The 19592-nt window shown below is 54.3% G+C and carries 19 protein-coding genes; 9 read left to right on the top strand and 10 right to left on the bottom strand.

All coding sequences use genetic code 11. From position 1 onward, the window contains the following. Positions 1-40 precede the first annotated feature (40 nt). From JF44_RS0107325 to JF44_RS0107310, 4 genes are all read left to right on the top strand, one after another. A complete protein-coding gene (locus JF44_RS0107325) occupies positions 41-673 on the top strand; it encodes a 50S ribosomal protein L25/general stress protein Ctc (RefSeq protein WP_033068315.1) in 633 nt (210 codons plus the stop codon). A gap of 15 nt (positions 674-688) precedes the next feature. Continuing rightward, positions 689-1474 carry an aminoacyl-tRNA hydrolase gene (gene pth, locus JF44_RS0107320; RefSeq protein WP_033068314.1) on the top strand — a complete coding sequence of 262 codons (786 nt, stop codon included), beginning with the start codon at positions 689-691 and terminating at the stop codon, positions 1472-1474. Positions 1475-1538: 64 nt separating this feature from the next. After that, positions 1539-2642 (top strand): redox-regulated ATPase YchF, encoded by a 1104-nt coding sequence (gene ychF, locus JF44_RS0107315; protein ID WP_033068313.1) that lies wholly within the window; start codon positions 1539-1541, stop codon positions 2640-2642. Positions 2643-2785: 143 nt separating this feature from the next. Then, complete coding sequence (locus JF44_RS0107310) at positions 2786-3517, top strand: glutamine amidotransferase-related protein (protein WP_033068312.1); 732 nt, start codon at positions 2786-2788, stop codon at positions 3515-3517. A 63-nt stretch (positions 3518-3580) separates the two neighbouring features. Here the strand turns inward: JF44_RS0107310 and JF44_RS0107305 are convergent, their stop codons facing one another. The 5 genes from JF44_RS0107305 to JF44_RS0107285 all read right to left on the bottom strand — a co-directional run bounded on the left by JF44_RS0107305 (position 3581) and on the right by JF44_RS0107285 (position 8257). Next, a complete protein-coding gene (locus JF44_RS0107305) occupies positions 3581-4588 on the bottom strand; it encodes a Vgb family protein (protein ID WP_156111623.1) in 1008 nt (335 codons plus the stop codon). 90 nt (positions 4589-4678) lie between these two features. Next, entirely contained in the window at positions 4679-5221 is a 543-nt protein-coding gene (locus tag JF44_RS0107300; protein WP_052065562.1) for a DUF2478 domain-containing protein, read from the bottom strand. A 3-nt stretch (positions 5222-5224) separates the two neighbouring features. Next, a complete protein-coding gene (locus tag JF44_RS0107295) occupies positions 5225-6265 on the bottom strand; it encodes a zinc-dependent alcohol dehydrogenase family protein (RefSeq protein ID WP_033068311.1) in 1041 nt (346 codons plus the stop codon). A gap of 34 nt (positions 6266-6299) precedes the next feature. Next, on the bottom strand, positions 6300-7277 hold the full coding sequence (locus JF44_RS0107290; protein WP_033068310.1) for a rhomboid family intramembrane serine protease: 978 nt from the start codon (positions 7275-7277) through the stop codon (positions 6300-6302). Positions 7278-7333: 56 nt separating this feature from the next. Further along, positions 7334-8257, bottom strand: coding sequence for a LysR substrate-binding domain-containing protein (locus JF44_RS0107285; RefSeq protein WP_033068309.1), 924 nt, complete (start codon positions 8255-8257; stop codon positions 7334-7336). A gap of 167 nt (positions 8258-8424) precedes the next feature. Here JF44_RS0107285 and JF44_RS0107280 point away from each other — a divergent pair, with 167 nt between their 5' ends. Together JF44_RS0107280 and ahpD are read left to right on the top strand one after the other, a co-directional pair. Further along, the gene (locus JF44_RS0107280; protein ID WP_033068308.1) at positions 8425-8952 is read left to right on the top strand and encodes a peroxiredoxin; all 528 of its coding nucleotides are present in this window, start codon (positions 8425-8427) and stop codon (positions 8950-8952) included. A gap of 204 nt (positions 8953-9156) precedes the next feature. Further along, the gene (gene ahpD / locus JF44_RS0107275; protein WP_033068307.1) at positions 9157-9693 is read left to right on the top strand and encodes an alkylhydroperoxidase, AhpD family; all 537 of its coding nucleotides are present in this window, start codon (positions 9157-9159) and stop codon (positions 9691-9693) included. 70 nt (positions 9694-9763) lie between these two features. Here the strand turns inward: ahpD and JF44_RS0107270 are convergent, their stop codons facing one another. From JF44_RS0107270 to JF44_RS0107260, 3 genes are all read right to left on the bottom strand, one after another. Then, the gene (locus tag JF44_RS0107270; protein WP_033068306.1) at positions 9764-10570 is read right to left on the bottom strand and encodes an alpha/beta fold hydrolase; all 807 of its coding nucleotides are present in this window, start codon (positions 10568-10570) and stop codon (positions 9764-9766) included. 153 nt (positions 10571-10723) lie between these two features. Continuing rightward, entirely contained in the window at positions 10724-11926 is a 1203-nt protein-coding gene (locus JF44_RS0107265; RefSeq protein ID WP_033068305.1) for an aspartate transaminase, read from the bottom strand. Positions 11927-12364: 438 nt separating this feature from the next. Further along, positions 12365-13084 carry an SDR family NAD(P)-dependent oxidoreductase gene (locus tag JF44_RS0107260; RefSeq protein ID WP_033068304.1) on the bottom strand — a complete coding sequence of 240 codons (720 nt, stop codon included), beginning with the start codon at positions 13082-13084 and terminating at the stop codon, positions 12365-12367. A 108-nt stretch (positions 13085-13192) separates the two neighbouring features. Between JF44_RS0107260 and JF44_RS0107255 the strand changes: the two genes are divergently transcribed. Further along, complete coding sequence (locus JF44_RS0107255) at positions 13193-14095, top strand: LysR family transcriptional regulator (RefSeq protein ID WP_033068303.1); 903 nt, start codon at positions 13193-13195, stop codon at positions 14093-14095. Positions 14096-14195: 100 nt separating this feature from the next. After that, positions 14196-16343: an excinuclease ABC subunit UvrB gene (gene uvrB, locus JF44_RS0107250; RefSeq protein WP_033068302.1), complete on the top strand. Its 2148-nt coding sequence runs from the start codon at positions 14196-14198 to the stop codon at positions 16341-16343. Positions 16344-16432: 89 nt separating this feature from the next. Here uvrB and msrP read toward each other — a convergent pair whose 3' ends face one another. Further along, on the bottom strand, positions 16433-17401 hold the full coding sequence (gene msrP, locus JF44_RS0107245) for a protein-methionine-sulfoxide reductase catalytic subunit MsrP (protein ID WP_033068301.1): 969 nt from the start codon (positions 17399-17401) through the stop codon (positions 16433-16435). Positions 17402-17643: 242 nt separating this feature from the next. On the opposite strand from msrP, the gene JF44_RS0107235 reads away from it, so the two are divergent. Beyond that, a complete protein-coding gene (locus JF44_RS0107235; protein ID WP_033068299.1) occupies positions 17644-18918 on the top strand; it encodes an amidase in 1275 nt (424 codons plus the stop codon). Positions 18919-18994: 76 nt separating this feature from the next. On the opposite strand, the gene JF44_RS0107230 is transcribed toward JF44_RS0107235, so the two are convergent. Further along, positions 18995-19465, bottom strand: coding sequence for a Dps family protein (locus JF44_RS0107230; RefSeq protein WP_202901489.1), 471 nt, complete (start codon positions 19463-19465; stop codon positions 18995-18997). Positions 19466-19592: the final 127 nt, after the last annotated feature.

Here is a 19592-nt window from a genome sequence, read left to right as displayed (position 1 = left end):
CCTGCGGAAGCAACTTTTTTTAGTTCAAGGAGATTTTCCGATGGCAAATTCTGTTATCACTGCGGAAATCCGTGAACGGGCCGGAAAGGGGGCCGCCCGTGCCGTGCGTCGTGCCGGTATGGTCCCTGGTGTCATCTATGGTGCAAAACAAGAACCTGTTTTGTTCCAGATTGACCCGCGTCCGCTTTGGAAACTTCTGCATGCGCCTGGCTTCTATTCCCACGTTCTGACCGTTGAAGTCGGAAAAGAGAAATACGAAGTTCTGCCGCGCGACGTACAGTTCGACAAGGTTTCTGACGAAATCCTGCATGTTGATCTTCTGCGCTTCTCCAAAGGCCAGACCATCAACGTTGAAGTTCCGGTTCGCTTCGAAAACGAAGAGAAATCCCCGGGCCTCAAAAAAGGTGGCGTGCTTAACGTTGTTCGTCACGACGTTGAAGTTATCTGTGCTCCGTCCGCTATTCCGGAAGAGCTGGTCTTCGACCTTAGCGGTGTCGAAGTTGGTGACTCGATCCACATCTCGGCAATTAAACTGCCGAAAGGTGTTGAGCTTACCATTACCGATCGTGACTTCACTGTTGCGACCGTTGCTGCTCCGTCCGCTCTGAAATCGGAAGAAAATGCCGAAGACGGAGAAGAGGGCGCCGAAGAAGCAGAATCGACCGAAGAATAAGATCGAGGTCTTACGATGTTTTTGGTGGTTGGATTGGGAAACCCGGGATCGGGATATGCCGCCAATCGCCACAACATTGGCTTCATGGCGGCGGACGAACTCGTCCGCCGCTATTCTTTTGGTCCCTGGCGCAAAAAGTTTCAGGGCCAGATTTCCGAAGGTGAATTGAACGGTGAAAAAGTTCTGGTTTTGAAACCGGAAACCTTCATGAACCTGTCGGGGCAAAGTGTTGGCGAAGTGCTGCGCTTTTACAAGATTCCAATCGAAGACGTTATTGTCCTGCATGATGAGCTGGACCTGCCACCGGGCAAGCTGCGCGTTAAACGCGGCGGCGGCCATGGGGGCCATAACGGTTTGCGATCCATTGATGCCCATTGTGGCAAGGAATATCGCCGCGTTCGTTTGGGGATTGGTCATCCCGGGGATAAATCCCGCGTGCATGGCCATGTTCTTGGAGATTTTTCCAAGGCCGAACAGAATGGCTGGCTGATGACGCTTCTGGACGCGGTCGCCGCAGAATTTGCGCGCCTGACCAAGGGCGATGACGGCGGGTTTATGAGCAAGGTTTCCGCCATCGTAACCCCGCCCAAGCCCAAAGCGCCGAAAAAAGACAAACCGGCGGCCAATAAGGCCAAAGGCGAGAAGAAGACCAATGCCCCGGATGAACCGGAAACGGACGCGGGCATGGATGATCTTTCGGGGGCGGCCAAAGTGCGCCTTGAGCGCGCAGACACCCCGGTCAGTAATGCTGCCTCTGCCATGGCAGAGGCCCTTGCCAAGGCATTTGGCAAAAAGAAATAGGTTGGTTTGTGACGGCACAAATCGATCCACATAAACAGAAATTCAAGTTACGGAGCCCGGAAAGATGGGATTCAAATGCGGTATCGTCGGTATGCCGAACGTTGGTAAATCGACCCTTTTTAACGCCCTGACCCAGACGGCCGCTGCCGAGGCAGCGAACTTCCCGTTCTGTACGATTGAACCCAATACCGGTCGTGTCGGTGTTCCTGACGAGCGTCTGGACAAGATTGCCGCAATCGGCAAATCGGCAACCATCATTCCGACCCAACTGGAATTTGTCGATATTGCCGGTCTGGTCCGTGGGGCGTCCAAGGGCGAAGGTCTTGGCAACCAGTTCTTGGCCAACATTCGTGAAACCGATGCCATCGTGCATGTTCTGCGCTGCTTTGAAGATGGTGACATCACCCACGTCGATGGATCGGTTGATCCGGTCCGTGATGCGGAAACGATCGAGACTGAGTTGATGCTGGCCGATATGGAAAGCCTGGAAAAGCGTATTCCGGCTTTGCAGAAAAAGGCGCGTTCAAATGACAAGGACGCCAAGCTGACCATGGATCTGATCGAACGTTCGCTGGAAGCGCTGCGTGAAGGCAAACCGGCCCGTGTGGTTGAAGTTGACGGCGAAGACGAAGAAAAAGCGTTTCGTATGCTGCAGCTTCTGACCAGCAAGCCGATCCTTTATGTCTGCAATGTGGATGAAGACAACGCAGCAGAGGGCAACGAACTCTCGGCCAAGGTTGCAGAAATGGCCGAAGCACAGGGGGCGCGTTCGGTGGTGATTTCGGCGGCCATCGAAGCCGAGGTTGCCTTGCTTGAAAGTGCTGATGACAAGGCCGAATTCCTTGAGGGGCTTGGCCTGTCGGAAACCGGTTTGGCGCGCATCATTCGCGAAGGTTACAAGCTTTTGAACCTTTTGACGTTCTTTACGGTGGGGCCGAAAGAAGCACGCGCATGGACCGTTCATCAGGGTGCAAGTGCGCCGAATGCAGCAGGCGTCATTCACACCGACTTTGAGCGCGGCTTCATTAAGGCCGAAACCATCGCCTATGATGATTTCATCGAATTTAACGGTGAATCCGGGGCGCGCGATGCCGGTAAGCTGCGTCAGGAAGGCAAGACCTATATCGTCAAGGATGGCGATATCTTCCACTTTAAATTCAACGTTTAAGACATCGCTTAAGCGTCATGATTTCAAGGCCGTCGCACCTGTGCGGCGGCCTTTTTACATTTGCAGGGTCGATGATGATCAGCCGGGGCTTGTAAAATTCTCTGCAAAAGGTCAGTCTTCGCTCATGCAATTATGAGGACCAAATGAACGAACTGAGCCCCGCCAACCGCATTTTGATGGTTTTCAATTCGGCCACCGGACATCCGGGACGGGTGGGAGCTGTACTGCGCCGGTATGGGTATGAGTTCGATATTCGCCGCCCCGGAGAGGGCGACGTCCTGCCCGATGATCTTGGTGGCTATCACCTTGTTGTCGTGTTTGGTGGTCCGATGAGTGCCAATGATGATCATCTTGGCAATGTCGATGCGATCATGAACTGGTTGCCCAATGTGGTTGCCAGCGATGCGATGTATCTGGGCATTTGCCTTGGGGCGCAGATGATGGCGCGCCATCTTGGTGCAAGCGTGACACCGCATACCGATGGCATGACCGAGATCGGCTATTACCCGGTTCAGGCGACCGAGGCGGGGCGGGAATTGTTCCCCGATGAAATGATGGTTTACCATTGGCATAGCGAAGGGTTCGGTTTGCCCGAGGGTGCCGAACTTATGGCGACCGGGCCGACATTTCCCCATCAGGCCTATCATATTGATCAGCGTATCTGGGGCATTCAGTTCCACCCGGAAGTTGACGATGAAAGCCATGAACGCTGGCTGTCAAATGCCGGTGACAAGACCGACCGCCCCAACGGCCAGTGCCCCGACACCCAGCGGGCAGGCCGGGCGAAATATGATGCGCAATTCGGGGCATGGTTTGAACGGTTTGCCGCCAAGGTTCTTGTCGGGGAGCGCGTCTGTTCAGATATCGGCGACTGATTGTTTGCGTAGCCCAGCCCAGCCTAAACGGGAGTTGCATTAAGCCCCGTCCGAGGATCGTTGCTATTGCCCGACATGTGCCTGACCAATGGTGCCGGCATCACTTCCAAACCAGACGGATTTGGTTTCAAGATTGAAATCCATGTGCCGAACAGTTACGCCGCCCGAACCGATGGGGGTGTTTGAAATGTATTTTTCCTGTTCCGGGTCAAAACCAACAAACATTGCCGGGCGTCCGCCTTCGACCGCCCAGACGCGGTTTTCATGATCAACGGCCATGCCATAGGGACGTGAGTTTTTACCACCGGGCATCGGCCATTCATCAATTTGACCGTTTGCCGGATTGATGCGCCCCAGCACACCACGGGCATATCCGGTATAAAACACATGCCCCTGATCTGTGACGCCAATCCGCCGTGGGCGTGCCCCGTCGGGCAGCAGATGTTCGCGCAATTCGAAAGTTTCAGGATCAATCGATGCCAGCTTGTTGGTGCCAAGCAAGGCGACCCACAATGTGCCATCCGGGGCCTGTTTGATGCCATAGGGGCGGGCGCGCGAGGTTGGCACCGCGATCAGGCGGACATCACGTGTTTCGGGATCAAGCCGCCCTACAAAGTTACCGTTCTGCACGGTAAACCAGATAAAGCGGTTCTGTGCGTCGAAGATCAGGGTGTGGGGATCACGTGCGGCGGCGTCGGGCATGTTGATGCGTTCGATCTGGTCGGTATCGGGATCATAACGCCCGATATAACCATCCAGATTACCGGCATACCAGACAATGCCATCCGCCCCGACAATCAGGTTGTGGGGGCCAGGTTCATCATCAAGGTCGCGTTTGAAAAATGCGCCGGTTTGCGGATCAAGCCGCCCGATATAGTCGCCAACCTGTCCGACAAACCAGATTTCATCGGCAGATACAGCATCGGGATCACGCGGCAGGCCACCATAATCGACAGTCCATTCGCGAATTTCAATCTGGCCAAACGGATCTGCGGCCTGTGCGGCAGGTACATTCACCACAAAAATCAGGGCAAGGAAAATCAGACCGGCAACAAGAAATCGCATCCACATGATGATATCCCCGCAATCAGGGTTGTAGATATCGTCGCCATGCAAGTATGCCCAAACGGGTGCATTACCCCAAGGGTTGGATGATCACAATCATGTGCTTGCCCCTGTGGGATCAAGTGCGAGATCGTGTGTAGTCTTTGGGGCCAAGTCGGCCAGCCATGCAAGGAGGGCCTTTTCGTTGAGCGGGAGGCTATCGGCGATGCCGCCATGAAAATCATCCCAGGCGGGCAGATATTCATCACGCACGCCGACCAGTACCGGTATTTCAAGTTCCATTGCACGCGAAATGACATCGCGCAGCCCGCGCCCGTCTGCTTCGCTGCGGCCAAAGCGCGCAACGATCAGCAGATCGGCCCCGGTTTCAACATCCTGCGAAAGCTGTTCCGACAGGGTGGACAGCGCATCGCCATCAAGCTTGCAGCCCTTGGCCATCGCGCCGCGGTTTTTGGTGATCGGCATTTCATCGCCGGATCGCAGATTGCGGACATAGACAAGTGTTCCGCAATCGGCATCCCTGCGGCGTTTTTGCACATAACCCGCGACCGACTTGCCATTTGCCAGCATCCCCTCGGCAATGGCGGTCAGAAGATCGTCAATCGGGTCTTTTGGGTGAAAGGCAATAGCAGCCAGCATGGATCAGAACCGATCAATCACGGTGACGCCGGTGCCAATGAAACTGTCCATATTCATCAATGCGGTTGCGCCTTCGGCCAGGGTGACGCGGTCGCCGATCAGTTTTTGCGGGGCGAGCTTCCCGCTTGTGATCATGTCGATCATGGCGTCATAGCGAAATGCCTGCATGCCGTGGCTGCCCAGAATTTCAAGTTCATGGGCAACCACCCGGTCCATGGGAACTTTGGCGTGGGCGTGATCGCCGGTCATCAGGCCGATTTGAATGTGTTTGCCGCGTTTGCGAAGCGATGCGACGGAGTTAAAGCAGGTCTGGCTGCTTCCCAGTGCATCGACAGAAACATTCACCCCGCCGCGCGTGATGTCCTTGATCGCGGTTGGGATGTCATCCACATCCCTGGCATTGAGAACCGCATTTGCCCCCAGCTCGCGGGCGAAATCAAGTTTGCTGTCGTCAATATCAATGGCAATGACATATGCACCTGCGGCTGCGGCAATCATGATGGCAGACAGCCCGACACCGCCCGCCCCGTGAACGGCGACCGTCTGGCCGGCAGTGACCTTTCCCTGATCAATCACGCCGCGGAAACTTGTGGCAAAGCGGCAGCCGAGGCTGGCGGCGGTGGCGAAATCCATCTCTTCGGGCAGGCGGACAAGATTGGTGTCAGCGTAATCAATCGCGACATATTCGGCAAAGCTGCCCCAATGGGTGAAGCCCGGCTGGAATTGCTGATCGCAGACCTGATGATTGCCGCTGTGGCATTCCGGGCAGTGCCCGCAGCCCGACACGAAGGGCACGGTGACGCGGTCGCCTTCTTTCCAGCGTTTGATATCCTTGCCGACGGCGACAATCGTCCCGGCAAATTCATGGCCCGGAACATGCGGGAGTTGCACATCGGAATCATGGCCCATCCAGCCATGCCAGTCACTGCGACACAGCCCGGTGGCCGCGACCTTGATCACAACACCGCCGTTTTCAGGGGTGGGGTCATCGACTTTCTGAACTTCGATCGGACCCTGATATTCGGTGAAGTAGGCTGCGCGCATTCCATGTCTCCCGGGTGTTCTTTTGGGGCGTCACTTAAGTATCGTCTTTGTCGCGGTCCGGATGCAAGCGGACAACTTTGGGCACGCCGACTGACGGTTTGGTTTTTTTTCCGGGCTTTGGTTCTGGTTTGACCTGATAGCGCCCCCAGGGCGAAGGATCACGTTCTTCGTCTTCCTTACCCCACGGGCCGCGCTGATCACGGCGCATGTTGGCGCGTTTTGCCGCGCGTTCGGCCTCGTAGGCTGCGGCCCAGGGCGGGATGTTTGAACTGCCTGCGGGGCCGCGTGTTTTGCGACCCGGGCGATAGATGCCAAAGGCCGGGGCCGCCGATCCATCATGCCAAAGCGGCACGTTGCGGTGCTTGAACAGGGGAATAAGCGCAAGCCCGGCGATAAAGCCGGCAATATGGGCCACCCAGGCAATGTTGCCCCCGGCCCCGCTGCCGAAATTGATCACCTGACTGACAAACCAGAAACCCAGCACCACGACGGCGGGTACATAAAAGATAAACACCCAGAAGAACCAGACCAGCACGCGCGCCTTGGGATACAGCAGGAAGTACGCCCCCAGCACACCGGCAAGCGCACCGGATGCGCCGATCATGGGGATTTCTGACTGGGTATCAAGCAGGCCGTGCCCAAGGGCGGCAGCAACACCACAGGCAAGATAGAAGACCAGAAAACGGAAATGGCCCATGGAGTCTTCGACGTTATTGCCGAAAATCCACAGGTACAGCATGTTGCCGCCAAGATGCATCCAGCCGCCATGCATGAACATGGACGAAAAAATCGACAGGAATGCAAATCCGGCCGGGAAGGGGGAAAAGTCCGGTGGTAGCTCTGCATGACCAAACAGGACGGCAGGGATCGCCCCGTATTGCAGGTTCATCAACACCATTGCGCGGGGATCAAGTGTTACCGTCGCCAAAAAGACCACGACATTGATCGCAATGATGGCATAGGTGACCCAGGGCGTTATGGTCGTCGGGTTGTTGTCCTTGATCGGCAGCATTGCTTATGCCCGTCCCGTGTGTCTGCAATAACATACGTCGACCGTGCAGGGGCCGATCAGGCGACGACCGCTTCCTTGCGCGGGGCAAGACGATCACGCAGATAGCTTGCCAACTGACGGTATTCGCGTTTGCGCGCCGAACTGCGCCGCCAGACCATGCCGATGCGACGGACCGGGACCGGGTTTTCAAACGGAATAATCTTCAGCATGTCAGGCCGACGTGCTTCGACTTCTAGTGACATTTCAGGCAACAGTGTGGCACCGATGCCTGCGCCCACCATCTGAACAAGGGTGGACAGGCTGTTGGCCTGAAAATCGGCCGATTTGCTCCAGCCCGCCTTTTGGCAGACTTCCAGCGCCTGATCGCGCAGGCAGTGACCGTCTTCAAGCAGCAGCAGCTTTTCATTCTTGATGTCGCTGATGTCCAAATGGTGCTTGTGGGTCAGGGGATTGTCCGGGGTGCAGGCGAAAACAAACCGGTCTTCGAACAGTTCGAATTCTTCGAGCCAGTTTTCATCAATCGGAAGTGCAATCAGGGCCAGGTCAAGTTTCCCGGCCATCAGAAGTTCGATCAGAACAGATGTCTGGTCTTCGCGCAGCAGCGGCTGAAGTTTGGGGAACCCTGTGCGCAGGGACGCCATCACATCAGGCAAAAGATACGGGCCAATCGTTGGAATGACACCAATGTGAATCGGACCGGAAAGCGGATCAGAGGCGGCCTGTGCCATTGTCGTCAGTTCATTGACTTCCTGAAGGATACTTCGCGCCCGCGAAACGACCTCTTCGCCAAGGGCTGTCATCAGCACCTGACGCTTGTTGCGTTCAACCAGCTGCGCACCAAGAAGGTTTTCAAGTTCGCTAATCGCGGCTGAGAGGCTGGGTTGTGTGATGAAACAACTCTCAGCCGCACGGCCAAAATGGCCACATTCAGCAAGGGCAACCAGGTATTTGAGCTGCTTGATGCTTGGTTGGGCGACCATAAGTTTTTCCTATCAAGAACTGAGATTTTATCTATTGGTCTTAGTTAGTCGATTTAACTACAAATCGCCAGCAGCGAGTGAATTTTTTGCACTTGCACACAAGTTGATGCGGCCTGTCGGGGGCTGCTAATCGGGATTTTTAACTGGATTACGGAGTAACCGAACTTATGCTTACCGTTGGTGATACGCTTCCTGAATTTAATCTGACTGGTGTTTCGGGTAAATCCCCGGACAGCTTCGCACCGGTGACCGACAAATCCTATGAAGGCAAATGGAAGATCCTGTTCTTCTGGCCGAAAGATTTTACCTTTGTTTGCCCGACGGAAATCGTTGGCTACGGCGAACTGAACGGTGATTTCGAAGACCGTGATGCGGTTCTTCTGGGCTGCTCGACCGACACCGACTTCGTGCATGCTGCATGGCGTACCCACCACGAAGATCTGGGCGACAGCCCGTTCGTATGGCTGGCTGACGAGAAAAAAGAACTCTCGGCTGCCCTTGGTGTTCTGGCAAAAGACGCCGGTGTTGCCCTGCGCGCGACCTTCATCGTTGATCCGGACAACATCATCCGTCACGTACAGGTCAACGACCTTAACGTTGGTCGTAATCCGCATGAGGCGCTTCGTATTCTTGATGCGCTGCAGACCGACGAACTTTGCCCGTGCAACTGGACCCAGGGTGACGAAACCCTCTAATCGGGTTCGTTTTCCTGCCAGTGGTCTGGCAAGACGATTTTGGGATCGGGCGTGCGCCCGGTCCCGTTTTCAGTCCATCGAAATTTGCGATCCACAATCCTGTTGCTCCTCAATCCGACCAAAACGGCGGCAAGCGGGATATTCGGGCTGATTTGTTTTTCGATATTTGCCGAGAAGGCATCACGGAATTAAGGGGATTAATCAATGACGTCGATCGTCGATATCAAAGACGCAATGCCAGCCTATGCCAAGGACCTTAAGCTGAACCTGTCGAGCATGGCCAACAATCCGGGCATGACCGACCAGCAGGTTTACGGTACTGCGCTTGCTTGTGCATTCGCATCGCGCAACGCCAAACTGATCAAGGCAGTTGCCGCAGAAGCCAAAGCCAAGCTGAGCGAAGAAGCGATTGAAGCGGCCAAAGGGGCTGCTGCGATCATGGGCATGAACAACATCTATTATCGTTTCGTGCATCTGGTGTCGGATGAAGAATACGGCTCCATGCCAGCGCGTCTGCGCATGAACATCATCGGCAAGCCGGGCATTGATAAAGCTGATTTTGAACTGTTTTCAATCGCGGTATCGGCGATCAACGGTTGCGGCATGTGCATCGATTCCCACGACAAGGTTTTGAAAAACGCCGGTGTTAAAAAAGAAAGCATCCAGAACGCGATCCGCATCGCATCTGTGATCCATGCTGTCGCGGTGGTCATTGACGCCGAAGACGCATTGGCTGAGTAAGCCAGACAGATTGCCCACCAAAGAAGCCCCGGCGCTTTATGCAGCCGGGGCTTCTTTGTTTTAGCGGGCATTAGCTGGCGACCAATTGGCTTAAAACGAGGTGTTGAAGCGCTGCTGCGATCACCTGATCAGGTTGATCAAAATGTGGTATATGGCCGCAATCCTTGATCAGCATTTTGGTTGCCGGTCCACCGGTATTGGCACAGATGGTATGGACCTGTTCGTCGCTGCCGAACTGATCATCATCGCCCTGGATGACCAGAAGCGGGCAGGTGATGCTGGCAAGTTCATCGACCATGTTCCAGTCGCGAAATGCCGGTTGGCGCCATGTATCGACCCAGGCGTGGAACACAGCATCGGTCTGGGCAAAGTGATGACGTTCAAGCTTGGTTTTCCAGTCGGTCTCGGCATAGGTTTTGGCAGCCTGGGTAATGCCGGCAATCGTGACGTCCTCGACGAAAACATGGGCTGCTTCGGAGATGACAGCGCTAACATTGTCGGGGAAGCGTGCGGCATATTTGAGCGCGATGGTGGCCCCGTCGCTATGGCCAAACAGGATTGGTTTTGTCAGGCCAAGCGCATTCATCAGACCATTTAGATAAACATCGCTTTCGGTGTTGTGAAAATCAATCGCGCGTGGAATGTCGCCAGCAGCATGGGGATCGGATTTTCCATGACCGCGCCGTTCATAGACAATCACCGGATGGCGGGTGGCCGTGGCAAGCTTGGCGGGGAAGTCACGCCACATGCGAATGGTGCCCAATGCTTCGTGCAGAAGGATGATGGCGGGGGCATCTTCGCGCACATCGGCAGGGTTAATCCGTTGGCAAGACAGGCTGATGTCATGCACGGTGGCATAGAAATTTTCGATCTTCATTGAACAGACAATCTTTGTTGGGGCGTTGATCGGAATATTTATCGGTAATTTCGTGCGCAATTATTGAATTGAATAATGGACAAAAAAACAGGGCCCGGCAAGTGCCGGACCCCGCATGATCATTTTTGATCCCGACGGGCGGGACAGCAGACCTTATTTCAGGGCTGCGCAGGCACGTTTGATACGGGCGCAAGCTTCGGTCAGTGCCGCATCGGAGGTCGCATAGGAAATGCGGAAATACGGTGCCAGGCCGAATGCCGAACCCTGAACCGCGGCAACGCCTTCTGCTTCGAGCAGATAGGTGACGAAGTCGGTGTCGGTTTCGATTTTCTTGCCATCCGGGGTGGTTTTGCCAATCGCGCCCGCACAGGACGGATAGACATAAAACGCGCCTTCCGGGGTTTTGCACGACAGGCCTTCGCATTCATTCAGGGCAGCAACAACAAGGTCACGGCGCTTTTTGAAAACTTCGGCACGTTCGGCAAGGAAATCCTGCGGGCCGCTAAGGGCTTCGATTGATGCCGCCTGGCTGATCGAGGAGGTATGGGTGCTGGACTGCGACTGCACCTTATTGATCGCCTTGATCAGGTCTTTCGGACCTGCGGCATAGCCCAGACGCCAACCGGTCATGGCATAGGATTTTGACACACCGTTACAGGTCAGCGTGCGGTCTTTGAGCTTCGGTTCTACCTGGGCGATGGTGGTGAACTCGAAACCGTCATAGACAAGGTGTTCGTACATGTCATCAGACATGACATAGACGTTTTCGTATTTCAGAAGCACATCAGCAATCGCCCGCAGTTCTTCGCGCGAATAGGCCGAGCCCGTCGGGTTGGACGGAGAGTTCAGAACAACCCATTTGGTTTTCGGCGTGATGGCGGCTTCAAGTTCGCTTGCGGTGATTTTGAAGTCGTTTGCTTCCTGGCATTCAACAATGACCGGGGTGCCTTCGGCCATCAGGGCCATATCCGGATAGGATACCCAGTAAGGTGCCGGGATGACAACTTCGTCGCCCGGGTTCAGCGTTGCGAAGAACGCATTGAACAGGGTCTGTTTACCACCACAACCGACGGTGATTTCGTCAATGGTGTATTCCAGATCATTCTCGCGTTTGAACTTCTCGACAATCGCCTTGCGCAGCTCGGGAGTGCCAGCGACCGGAGTGTATTTGGTCTTGCCAGCATCAAGGGCGGCTTTGGCAGCTTCTTTGATGTTGTCGGGGGTATCAAAATCCGGCTCACCTGCGCCAAGGCCGATCACATCAACGCCAGCAGCCTTGAGTTCGGCAGCCTTGGTGGTGACAGCAATGGTGGGAGAAGGTTTGATACGGCTCAAACGGTCGGCAATAAACGCCATTGGTCTGTTTCCCTGGAATTTAATGAGAAGTGAAAAGAATCATGTTCTTTCGGTTCGGACCCTACGCCTGCCTTAATTTCAATTCAAGGCTGTTTAGGGTCAAGACCTGCTAATTTGATTGGAATGGCAGAGGATATATTTGTGAAATGCAAAAAAAAGCTCGCCGGGCGGGCAGGTATCCCGGCCAAGGGCTTTGACGCAGGAGTTTGCAAATATATCCTCTGTCCTTTGGATTAACCGGATTAACAGGTCCTGACACTAGGCCCTTGTGCGGGTTCTTTGGGATGGTTTTATACAATTTTACGGCCAATCAGATGTCCGAGCGGAAAGAACTAATGACCAAACGTGGCAGGAAGCGGATTGTTCCGTGAACACGGAAACGCAAAAGCGCGCTTCGATATTCTGCGAAGCGCGCCCGAATTCATCGCCAAAGACGTGTTACCACGGCACGACACCGCCTGACGACAAGAACAATCCTGTGTGGGACTCAGGACCCGCGAGAACACATTTGACCGAAATTGCAGCACCTTCTTCGACGCTTCCGGGGGCTTGATCACCGCCAAGCCCGGTTTTGATGTGCCCGGGATTAACGGCATTGATGCGGAAACCCTCGCTGCGGAGTTCTTTGGCCAACGATACCGTAAACATATTCAGTGCTGTTTTAGAGGAGTTATAGGCAAGCAGATTGACTGCGCTGTATGGCCATGATTCTTCGCCTTGAAGACCAAGTGACCCCAACGCGGTTGAGACATTCACAATGGCTTTGTGATCCCCGGCACGCAAGAGCGGCAGCATCGCCTGCGTCAGCGAGACAACACCAAAATAGTTGGTTTCAAAGTGCATACGAAGCGCATCAAGTGTGACGGTGGCAGGGCCTTCGTAATCGGTGCAGATTGCGGCATTGTTAATCAGCCCGTCCAGTTTTCCCGTTTGGGCTTGAAGTTCGGCAAAGGCAGCGTGATGTGAGTTCGGTTTTCTCAGATCAATTTCGATTAACCTGACGTCGCCGTACTGACTGAGAAGCTGCAGTGTTTCTTGTCCTTTTTCCGCATCACGTGCACTGAAATAAACCGTGTGTCCGCGTGATGCCAACTGTTTGGTGATTTCCTGACCGATGCCCTTGTTCCCGCCAGTCACGAGGATGGTTTTCTTGGTCATAGCTGTTGTTCCCGTTCAATGTGAGTGTTGGTCTATCTCCTGAATACCGATTTTAAATTGTGTGAAATATAGATATAATTCGCATGAATTATGCGATGAGAGGCATGAATGGAGTTTCCTCCGATCAACGAGTTGCAGGCTTTTGACAGGGTCGCCAGATTGCTGAGTTTCAAGCGGGCATCTGACGAGCTTAATCTTGCGCCTTCAACGCTGAGCCATTTGGTCAGATCTTTGGAGGGGCGCCTTAAAACGCGTTTGTTCAACCGGACAACGCGCAGTGTCGCATTGACCGAGGCCGGGCAAAAATTTCATGTAGATATTGGCCGGATACTTGAAAATCTTGATCAACTGATCACGCAGATTGAACGCGATGAAACAAGCCCAAGCGGTACAGTTCGTCTAAGCGTGAACGAGACATCCGCCCCCATCGTTCTACAGCGGCTTGATGCAGATTTTTATGCGCGGTTTCCCGATATTTCAGTTGAGCTCAATGTGGATAACCGACTTGTTGATATTGTAGCGGAAGGCTTTGATGCAGGTGTTCGGCTGCGCGATGATATCCCCAAGGACATGATTGCTGTACCGATGATCAAAGACTTCCGTTTTGTGATGGTCGCAGCACCCGCATATGTTGAAAAATACGGGATGCCGGAAATCCCCGAAGATTTGGCAAAGCACAACTGCATCGGGTTTCGTTTTCAAAGCAACCGCCGCTATGTTTGGGAATTCGTGAAGGGTAACAAGGAAACGTCAATCGATGTTTCCGGATCGCTGACGACCAATGCGCCCAGAATTCTGGTGGATGCGGCCCTTGACGGGATCGGGATTGCAAATGTCGCAGAGCCGTTGGTCAAGGACGCGATTTCGCAAAACAGACTGGTCCGTGTACTTGACGGATGGGAGCGAGACTGGCCGGGATTGTATCTTTACTATCCAATGAACCGGCATATGCCACCAGCGTTGCGCGCATGCATCAACGCATTAAGGGAACCAAGTGGAAAAACGTCCTGACGTCTGCTGACATATCCTGACAGGAACTGTCAGGGGTGGGGCTTGCGATTGGGTGTATCTGACCTATAACTACTAACGGAATGATACAAAGGTTTGTTTGATGAATGCGCTGCCGGAATTTTTGACCAAACGTCGCCCGCCCGTTGACGGTTCGCGGGAATTCAAGCTGGTGACCGAGTATGAGCCAGCAGGCGATCAGCCGGCAGCCATTGCGGAGCTGATGGCGGGCATCAATGATGAAGAACGCGATCAGGTTCTGCTTGGTGTGACCGGGTCGGGCAAGACCTTTACCATGGCCAATATCATCGCCAAAACGCAGCGCCCGGCATTGGTTCTGGCCCCGAACAAGACATTGGCCGCCCAGCTTTATGCCGAAATGAAGCATTTCTTCCCGGATAATGCGGTCGAATATTTCGTATCCTATTACGACTATTACCAGCCCGAAGCCTATATCCCGCGCTCTGACACCTATATCGAGAAAGACAGTTCGATCAACGAACAGATCGACCGGATGCGCCATGCGGCAACCCGCGCAATCCTTGAGCGTAACGACTGTATCATCGTGGCATCGGTGTCGTGCATCTACGGTATCGGCGCGGTGGAAACATACCTTGAAATGACGCAGCGCATTTCGGTGGGGGATGAGGTTGACCGCAACGACATCATGAAGCGGTTGGTTGAATTGCAATACACCCGCAATGATGCGGCCTTTTCGCGCGGTACGTTCCGGGTGCGTGGTGACGTTCTGGAAATTTTCCCGGCCCACAGTGAAGATCGCGCCTGGCGGGTTTCGATGTTTGGCGATGAGATCGAGGAATTGGCGGAGTTTGACCCGCTGACCGGGCACAAATTCGCCAAGATGGATTCGGTCACCGTTTATGCCAATTCGCACCATGTTACACCGCGCCCGACCCTTGTGCAGGCGATGACCGGCATCAAGCAGGAACTGAAAGACCGTTTGGCGCAGTTTCAGGCCGAGGGCAAGTTGCTTGCGGCTGAACGGATCGAACAGCGCACGACCTTTGATCTGGAAATGATGGAAACGGTCGGGCACTGCAAGGGGATTGAAAACTATTCCCGCTGGCTTTCGGGCCGTAATCCGGGGGAGCCGCCGCCGACCCTGTTTGAATATCTGCCGGAAAACGCATTGCTGTTTGTCGATGAAAGTCACGTTGCTGTGCCGCAAATCGGCGGCATGTTCCGAGGGGACTATAATCGCAAATTTACCCTGGCCGAGCACGGCTTCCGCCTGCCAAGCTGTGTGGATAACCGGCCGCTGAAGTTCGAAGAATGGGAAGCCATGCGCCCGCAAAGCGTGTTTGTTTCGGCCACACCAGGCAATTGGGAGATGGAGCGCACAGGGGGCGTATTTACCGAACAGGTGATCCGCCCCACCGGGCTGATTGATCCGGTTTGTATCGTGCGCCCGGTTGAAACCCAGGTCGATGATTTGCTGGGCGAGGCCAAGGAATGTGCAGCCAAGGGGCAACGTGTTCTGGTCACGACGCTTACCAAGCGCATGGCGGAAGATTTGACCGAATACCTGCATGAGCATGGTATTCGCGTGCGTTATTTGCATTCAGATATTGATACGCTTGAGCGGATCGAGATCATTCGGGATCTGCGGCTTGGTGTGTTTGATGTTCTGGTGGGGATCAACCTTTTGCGTGAAGGGTTGGATATCCCGGAATGTGCGTTGGTAGCGATCCTGGATGCGGACAAAGAAGGGTTCCTGCGGTCCAAGACGTCGCTTGTTCAGACGATTGGCCGTGCGGCGCGTAACGTCGAAGGCCGGGTATTACTGTATGCCGACAAGATGACCGACAGCCTGCAATATGCGATCGACGAGACCAACCGTCGCCGTGAAAAGCAGATGGCCTATAACGAGGCGCATGGCATCACACCGGAAACCGTGCGGTCGCGGATCAATGATGTTCTTGAAAGTGTTGCCGAACAGGATTACGTCACGGTTGATACCGGGGTTTCGGGCGACATGATGGTGGGCCATAACCTGCGGGCCCATATCGAAGATCTTGAAAAACGTATGCGTGAAGCGGCCGGAAACCTTGAGTTCGAGGAAGCGGCACGTTTGCGTGACGAGATCAAGCGTCTGGAAGATCAGGAGCTTGGTTTGGCCGAAGCAGGCCCAATGGCGCGCACGATTGGCACCATTGGTGGGACTGCCGGACCGGGATCAAAATCGGCCAATAAATCGAAATACAAAGGGCGTCGCCGCAAGGGACCGTAATGTCGTTTGTGAACATGGGTCCATAGACCGAAATACATAAAAGGCCGGGATAAAATCCGGCCTTTTTGCTGTTTGATGTGGTGAGGGGATCACATGAACAGACGTTCGTTTTCCATGCCCTTGTAGATATCGGCGACATAGTCGCCATAGCCGTTATAAATCCGGGTCGGGACGGTTTCACCGTTATTGAGCAGGCGTTCCTGTGCCTGGCTCCAGCGCGGATGCGGGACTTTGGGGTTTACGTTGGCCCAGAATCCATATTCGTCACTGTTGAGTTCTTCCCAGAAGCTGACCGGGCGTTTGTCGGTGAAGGTGAAGCGGACGATGGATTTGATGTTTTTAAAGCCATACTTCCATGGCGTGACCAGACGCAGCGGTGCACCATTTTGTTTGGGCAGTTCTTCGCCGTAAATACCGGTTGCGATCATGGACAGTTCATTGGTGGCTTCGGCCATGGACAGGCCTTCGACATAGGGCCACGGATACCAGAACTGACGCAGACCCGGCATGGTGTCCTTTTGGCTGGCGGTTTCCATTTCAAGATATTTTGCGCCTGAAAGCGGCTTGGCAAAATCAACCAGTGCCTTAAGCGGGAAACCGGACCAGGGCACGGTCATTGCCCATGCCTCAACACAGCGGAAGCGATAGACACGCTCTTCGAGCGGCATTTTGCGGACAAGTTCTTCGAAATCGATTTCGATGGGTTTTTCGACAAGCCCGTCAATCTTGACGGTCCAGGGGCGGATTTTCATCGCCTGTGCGGCTTGTGAGATAGATTTGTGCGATCCGAATTCATAGAAGTTGTTATAGGTCAGTGCCTTGGCTTTTTCCGTCATTTGACGTTCGACGGTGTAGGCCGGATTGCGGTCCACCGGATACAGATCGGCTGTTGCGCCGGAGCCTTGGGCAAGCGCGCTGCCAAGTGGAAGACTTGCTGCTGTTGCGCCAATCGAGCCTGCTGCGATCCCTTTCAGGAACTGTCGGCGATTTTGGTAAACAGATTGCGGCGTGGCGTCTCTTTCAGGGATTTCCCACCCCTTCTTGCGGCGTATCAGCATGGTGTCCTCCAGTTGCGTTATTCCAATGTCCCTGCAAAAGCCGATTTGGGCAAGTCACGCATCGGTGATCAGTTGGTGAAAAGCCATCCGTTTCACCGTGTTGCCGTAATCCCTGTACGGGTGAAATTCCTGATCCGATCCTTGATCCAATCATGGCGCGGGCCTATGACTGAAGAAACAGTTATGGGCGGCGCCAAAATCATATGCCGTTTCAAATCAAAAATAACAGCATGAGGCAGCCAATGGGCGCGATAATCGACAAGGCACAAGCGGCAATCGACAAGGTCAATGAACTTGGCGATCTCAAGGGCAAAATCTTTGTCGAGTTTGATGAGGAGCGCATTCTAAAGGCTGCTGCCATGGCCGAAGAGCGTGTGAAGGCCAATCCGGGTTTGCCGCTTGCGGGGATGCTGGTGTCGATCAAGGATCTGTTTGATGAAGAAGGGCAAAAAACAACAGCGGCATCGAAACTTCTGATGGACTGCGCGCCTGCGGATGCCGATTGCGATGTCGTGGGGTTGGTCAAGGCGGCCGGTGCCATTCCGTTCGGGCGCACGAGCATGAGCGAGTTTGCCTATTCCGGTGTTGGCCTGAACCCTCATTACGGTACGCCGGGCAATGTGTTTGATCCCGAAGGAATTCCGGGCGGCTCATCATCCGGTGCGGGGGTGAGTTGCGGGTTGGGTCTGGTGGATTTTGCACTGGGGACGGATACGGGGGGGTCCATTCGCATCCCGTCCGCGATCAACGGGCTTTATGGCTTTAAGCCAAGTCGTCTGAGCGTGCCGCGTGATGGCATATTGCCGCTGGCAACCGGGTTCGATACGCCGGGTCCGCTCGCACCTGATTTACAAACTGCAATCACCGTGTTTGAGGTGATGTCGGGCCAGACGGTTGCCCGTGACAGTGGCAATCAAAAACCGCTTCGGATCGGTGTGCCGGTCAATGCGTTTGTCAATGATTTGTCAGACCGGGTGCGGGCTGATTTCGATATGGTGTGTGATACCTTGCGCACAGCAGGACATGAGGTGGTTGAAGTCGATCTTGGTTTTGTCGCGGAAAATGCCTTTTTGATCCGAAACCTTGTTTCAGCCGAAGCGCATGCGATCTATTCGGGGGATTTCGATAAGCTTGAAACCTGTGGCGATCCGTATGTTCTGTCGCGTTTGAAATTTGCCGAAAGCCTGTCAAAGGATGATCTGATTGATGCCTATGCCAAGCGCACCGATGTGATTTCGCAGTTTGGCGCGGCAATGGCAGCGGTGGACGTCATGATCGCGCCGACCCTGCCGATGATGGCGCCAAAAATTGCCGAAGTCGAAGCGGATATTGAGACGCTGAACCCGCTGATGCTGCGCAATACCGGCATGCTTAATCTGCTGGATGCCTGCGCAATATCGATGCCGGTTCATGTCGAAGGCGAAGCTGTGCCCGCAGCACTGATGATTGCAGCCCCGCATGGGCAGGATCAGGTGGTTTTGGGGGCAGCGCGTCAGATTGATCCGCTGTTTGGATAGGCCTGTTTGAGGTGATCTATAAAAAACGGCCCGGAAATATCTGGGCCGTTTTTTGTTTTCAACTGTTTGGCCGAGATCAGCCTTCCAGCAGGGAACGCAGCATCCATGCGGTTTTTTCGTGAACCTGAATACGGGCGGTCAGAAGGTCTGCGGTGGCATCATCGTCGGAGCTATCACAAATCGGATAAAGCGAACGCGCGGTTTTGATCAGGGTTTCGTGGCCTTCGACCAGCTGGCCGATCATGTCCTTGGCGGCCGGAACACCTTTTTCTTCCTCGATCGAGGTCAGTTCGGCATAGGCCGAGAAGCTGGCCGGGGCATAGGCACCGAGCGAACGAATACGTTCAGCAATCTCGTCAACGGCAGTGGCCAGTTCGGTATACTGTTCTTCGAACATGGTGTGCAGGGTCTGGAACATCGGACCCGTCACGTTCCAGTGGAAGTTATGGGTTTTCAGATACAGCGCATAGGAATCAGCCAGAACGCGGCCAAGGCCGTCGGCGATTTGCGTGCGGTTGGATTCATTAATACCGATATCGATCTGCATGTTTATCTCCTTTCGCGGGGTGGGGACCCCCAGTTGCTCTCTCTTTGGACAGAGTATCTCTCATGGCGGAAAGATAGGCCAATCAATGATTCAATGATTTGTAATAGATCAATTCTATTACAAAAAA

It is taken from the genome of Thalassospira australica (assembly GCF_000763295.1).
Classification (GTDB): Bacteria; Pseudomonadota; Alphaproteobacteria; order Rhodospirillales; family Thalassospiraceae; genus Thalassospira; species Thalassospira australica.
The sequence above is the reverse complement of the archived record's forward strand: the minus strand, read 5'-3'. Positions and strand labels throughout refer to the sequence as shown.

Coding starts and splice junctions, on each gene's coding strand:
- JF44_RS0107325 (WP_033068315.1), top strand. CDS start 41: ATGGCAAATTCTGTTATCACTGCGGAAATCCGTGAACGGGCCGGAAAG.
- JF44_RS0107270 (WP_033068306.1), bottom strand. CDS start 10,570: ATGAAGATCGAAAATTTCTATGCCACCGTGCATGACATCAGCCTGTCT.
- JF44_RS0107300 (WP_052065562.1), bottom strand. CDS start 5,221: ATGCTGGCTGCTATTGCCTTTCACCCAAAAGACCCGATTGACGATCTT.
- JF44_RS0107260 (WP_033068304.1), bottom strand. CDS start 13,084: ATGACCAAGAAAACCATCCTCGTGACTGGCGGGAACAAGGGCATCGGT.
- ychF (WP_033068313.1), top strand. CDS start 1,539: ATGGGATTCAAATGCGGTATCGTCGGTATGCCGAACGTTGGTAAATCG.
- JF44_RS0107265 (WP_033068305.1), bottom strand. CDS start 11,926: ATGGCGTTTATTGCCGACCGTTTGAGCCGTATCAAACCTTCTCCCACC.
- msrP (WP_033068301.1), bottom strand. CDS start 17,401: ATGCTGATACGCCGCAAGAAGGGGTGGGAAATCCCTGAAAGAGACGCC.
- uvrB (WP_033068302.1), top strand. CDS start 14,196: ATGAATGCGCTGCCGGAATTTTTGACCAAACGTCGCCCGCCCGTTGAC.
- JF44_RS0107295 (WP_033068311.1), bottom strand. CDS start 6,265: ATGCGCGCAGCCTACTTCACCGAATATCAGGGTCCGATCGAAGTTCAG.
- JF44_RS0107280 (WP_033068308.1), top strand. CDS start 8,425: ATGCTTACCGTTGGTGATACGCTTCCTGAATTTAATCTGACTGGTGTT.
- JF44_RS0107235 (WP_033068299.1), top strand. CDS start 17,644: ATGGGCGCGATAATCGACAAGGCACAAGCGGCAATCGACAAGGTCAAT.
- JF44_RS0107310 (WP_033068312.1), top strand. CDS start 2,786: ATGAACGAACTGAGCCCCGCCAACCGCATTTTGATGGTTTTCAATTCG.
- JF44_RS0107290 (WP_033068310.1), bottom strand. CDS start 7,277: ATGCTGCCGATCAAGGACAACAACCCGACGACCATAACGCCCTGGGTC.
- JF44_RS0107255 (WP_033068303.1), top strand. CDS start 13,193: ATGGAGTTTCCTCCGATCAACGAGTTGCAGGCTTTTGACAGGGTCGCC.
- pth (WP_033068314.1), top strand. CDS start 689: ATGTTTTTGGTGGTTGGATTGGGAAACCCGGGATCGGGATATGCCGCC.
- ahpD (WP_033068307.1), top strand. CDS start 9,157: ATGACGTCGATCGTCGATATCAAAGACGCAATGCCAGCCTATGCCAAG.
- JF44_RS0107230 (WP_202901489.1), bottom strand. CDS start 19,465: ATGCAGATCGATATCGGTATTAATGAATCCAACCGCACGCAAATCGCC.
- JF44_RS0107285 (WP_033068309.1), bottom strand. CDS start 8,257: ATGGTCGCCCAACCAAGCATCAAGCAGCTCAAATACCTGGTTGCCCTT.
- JF44_RS0107305 (WP_156111623.1), bottom strand. CDS start 4,588: ATGTGGATGCGATTTCTTGTTGCCGGTCTGATTTTCCTTGCCCTGATT.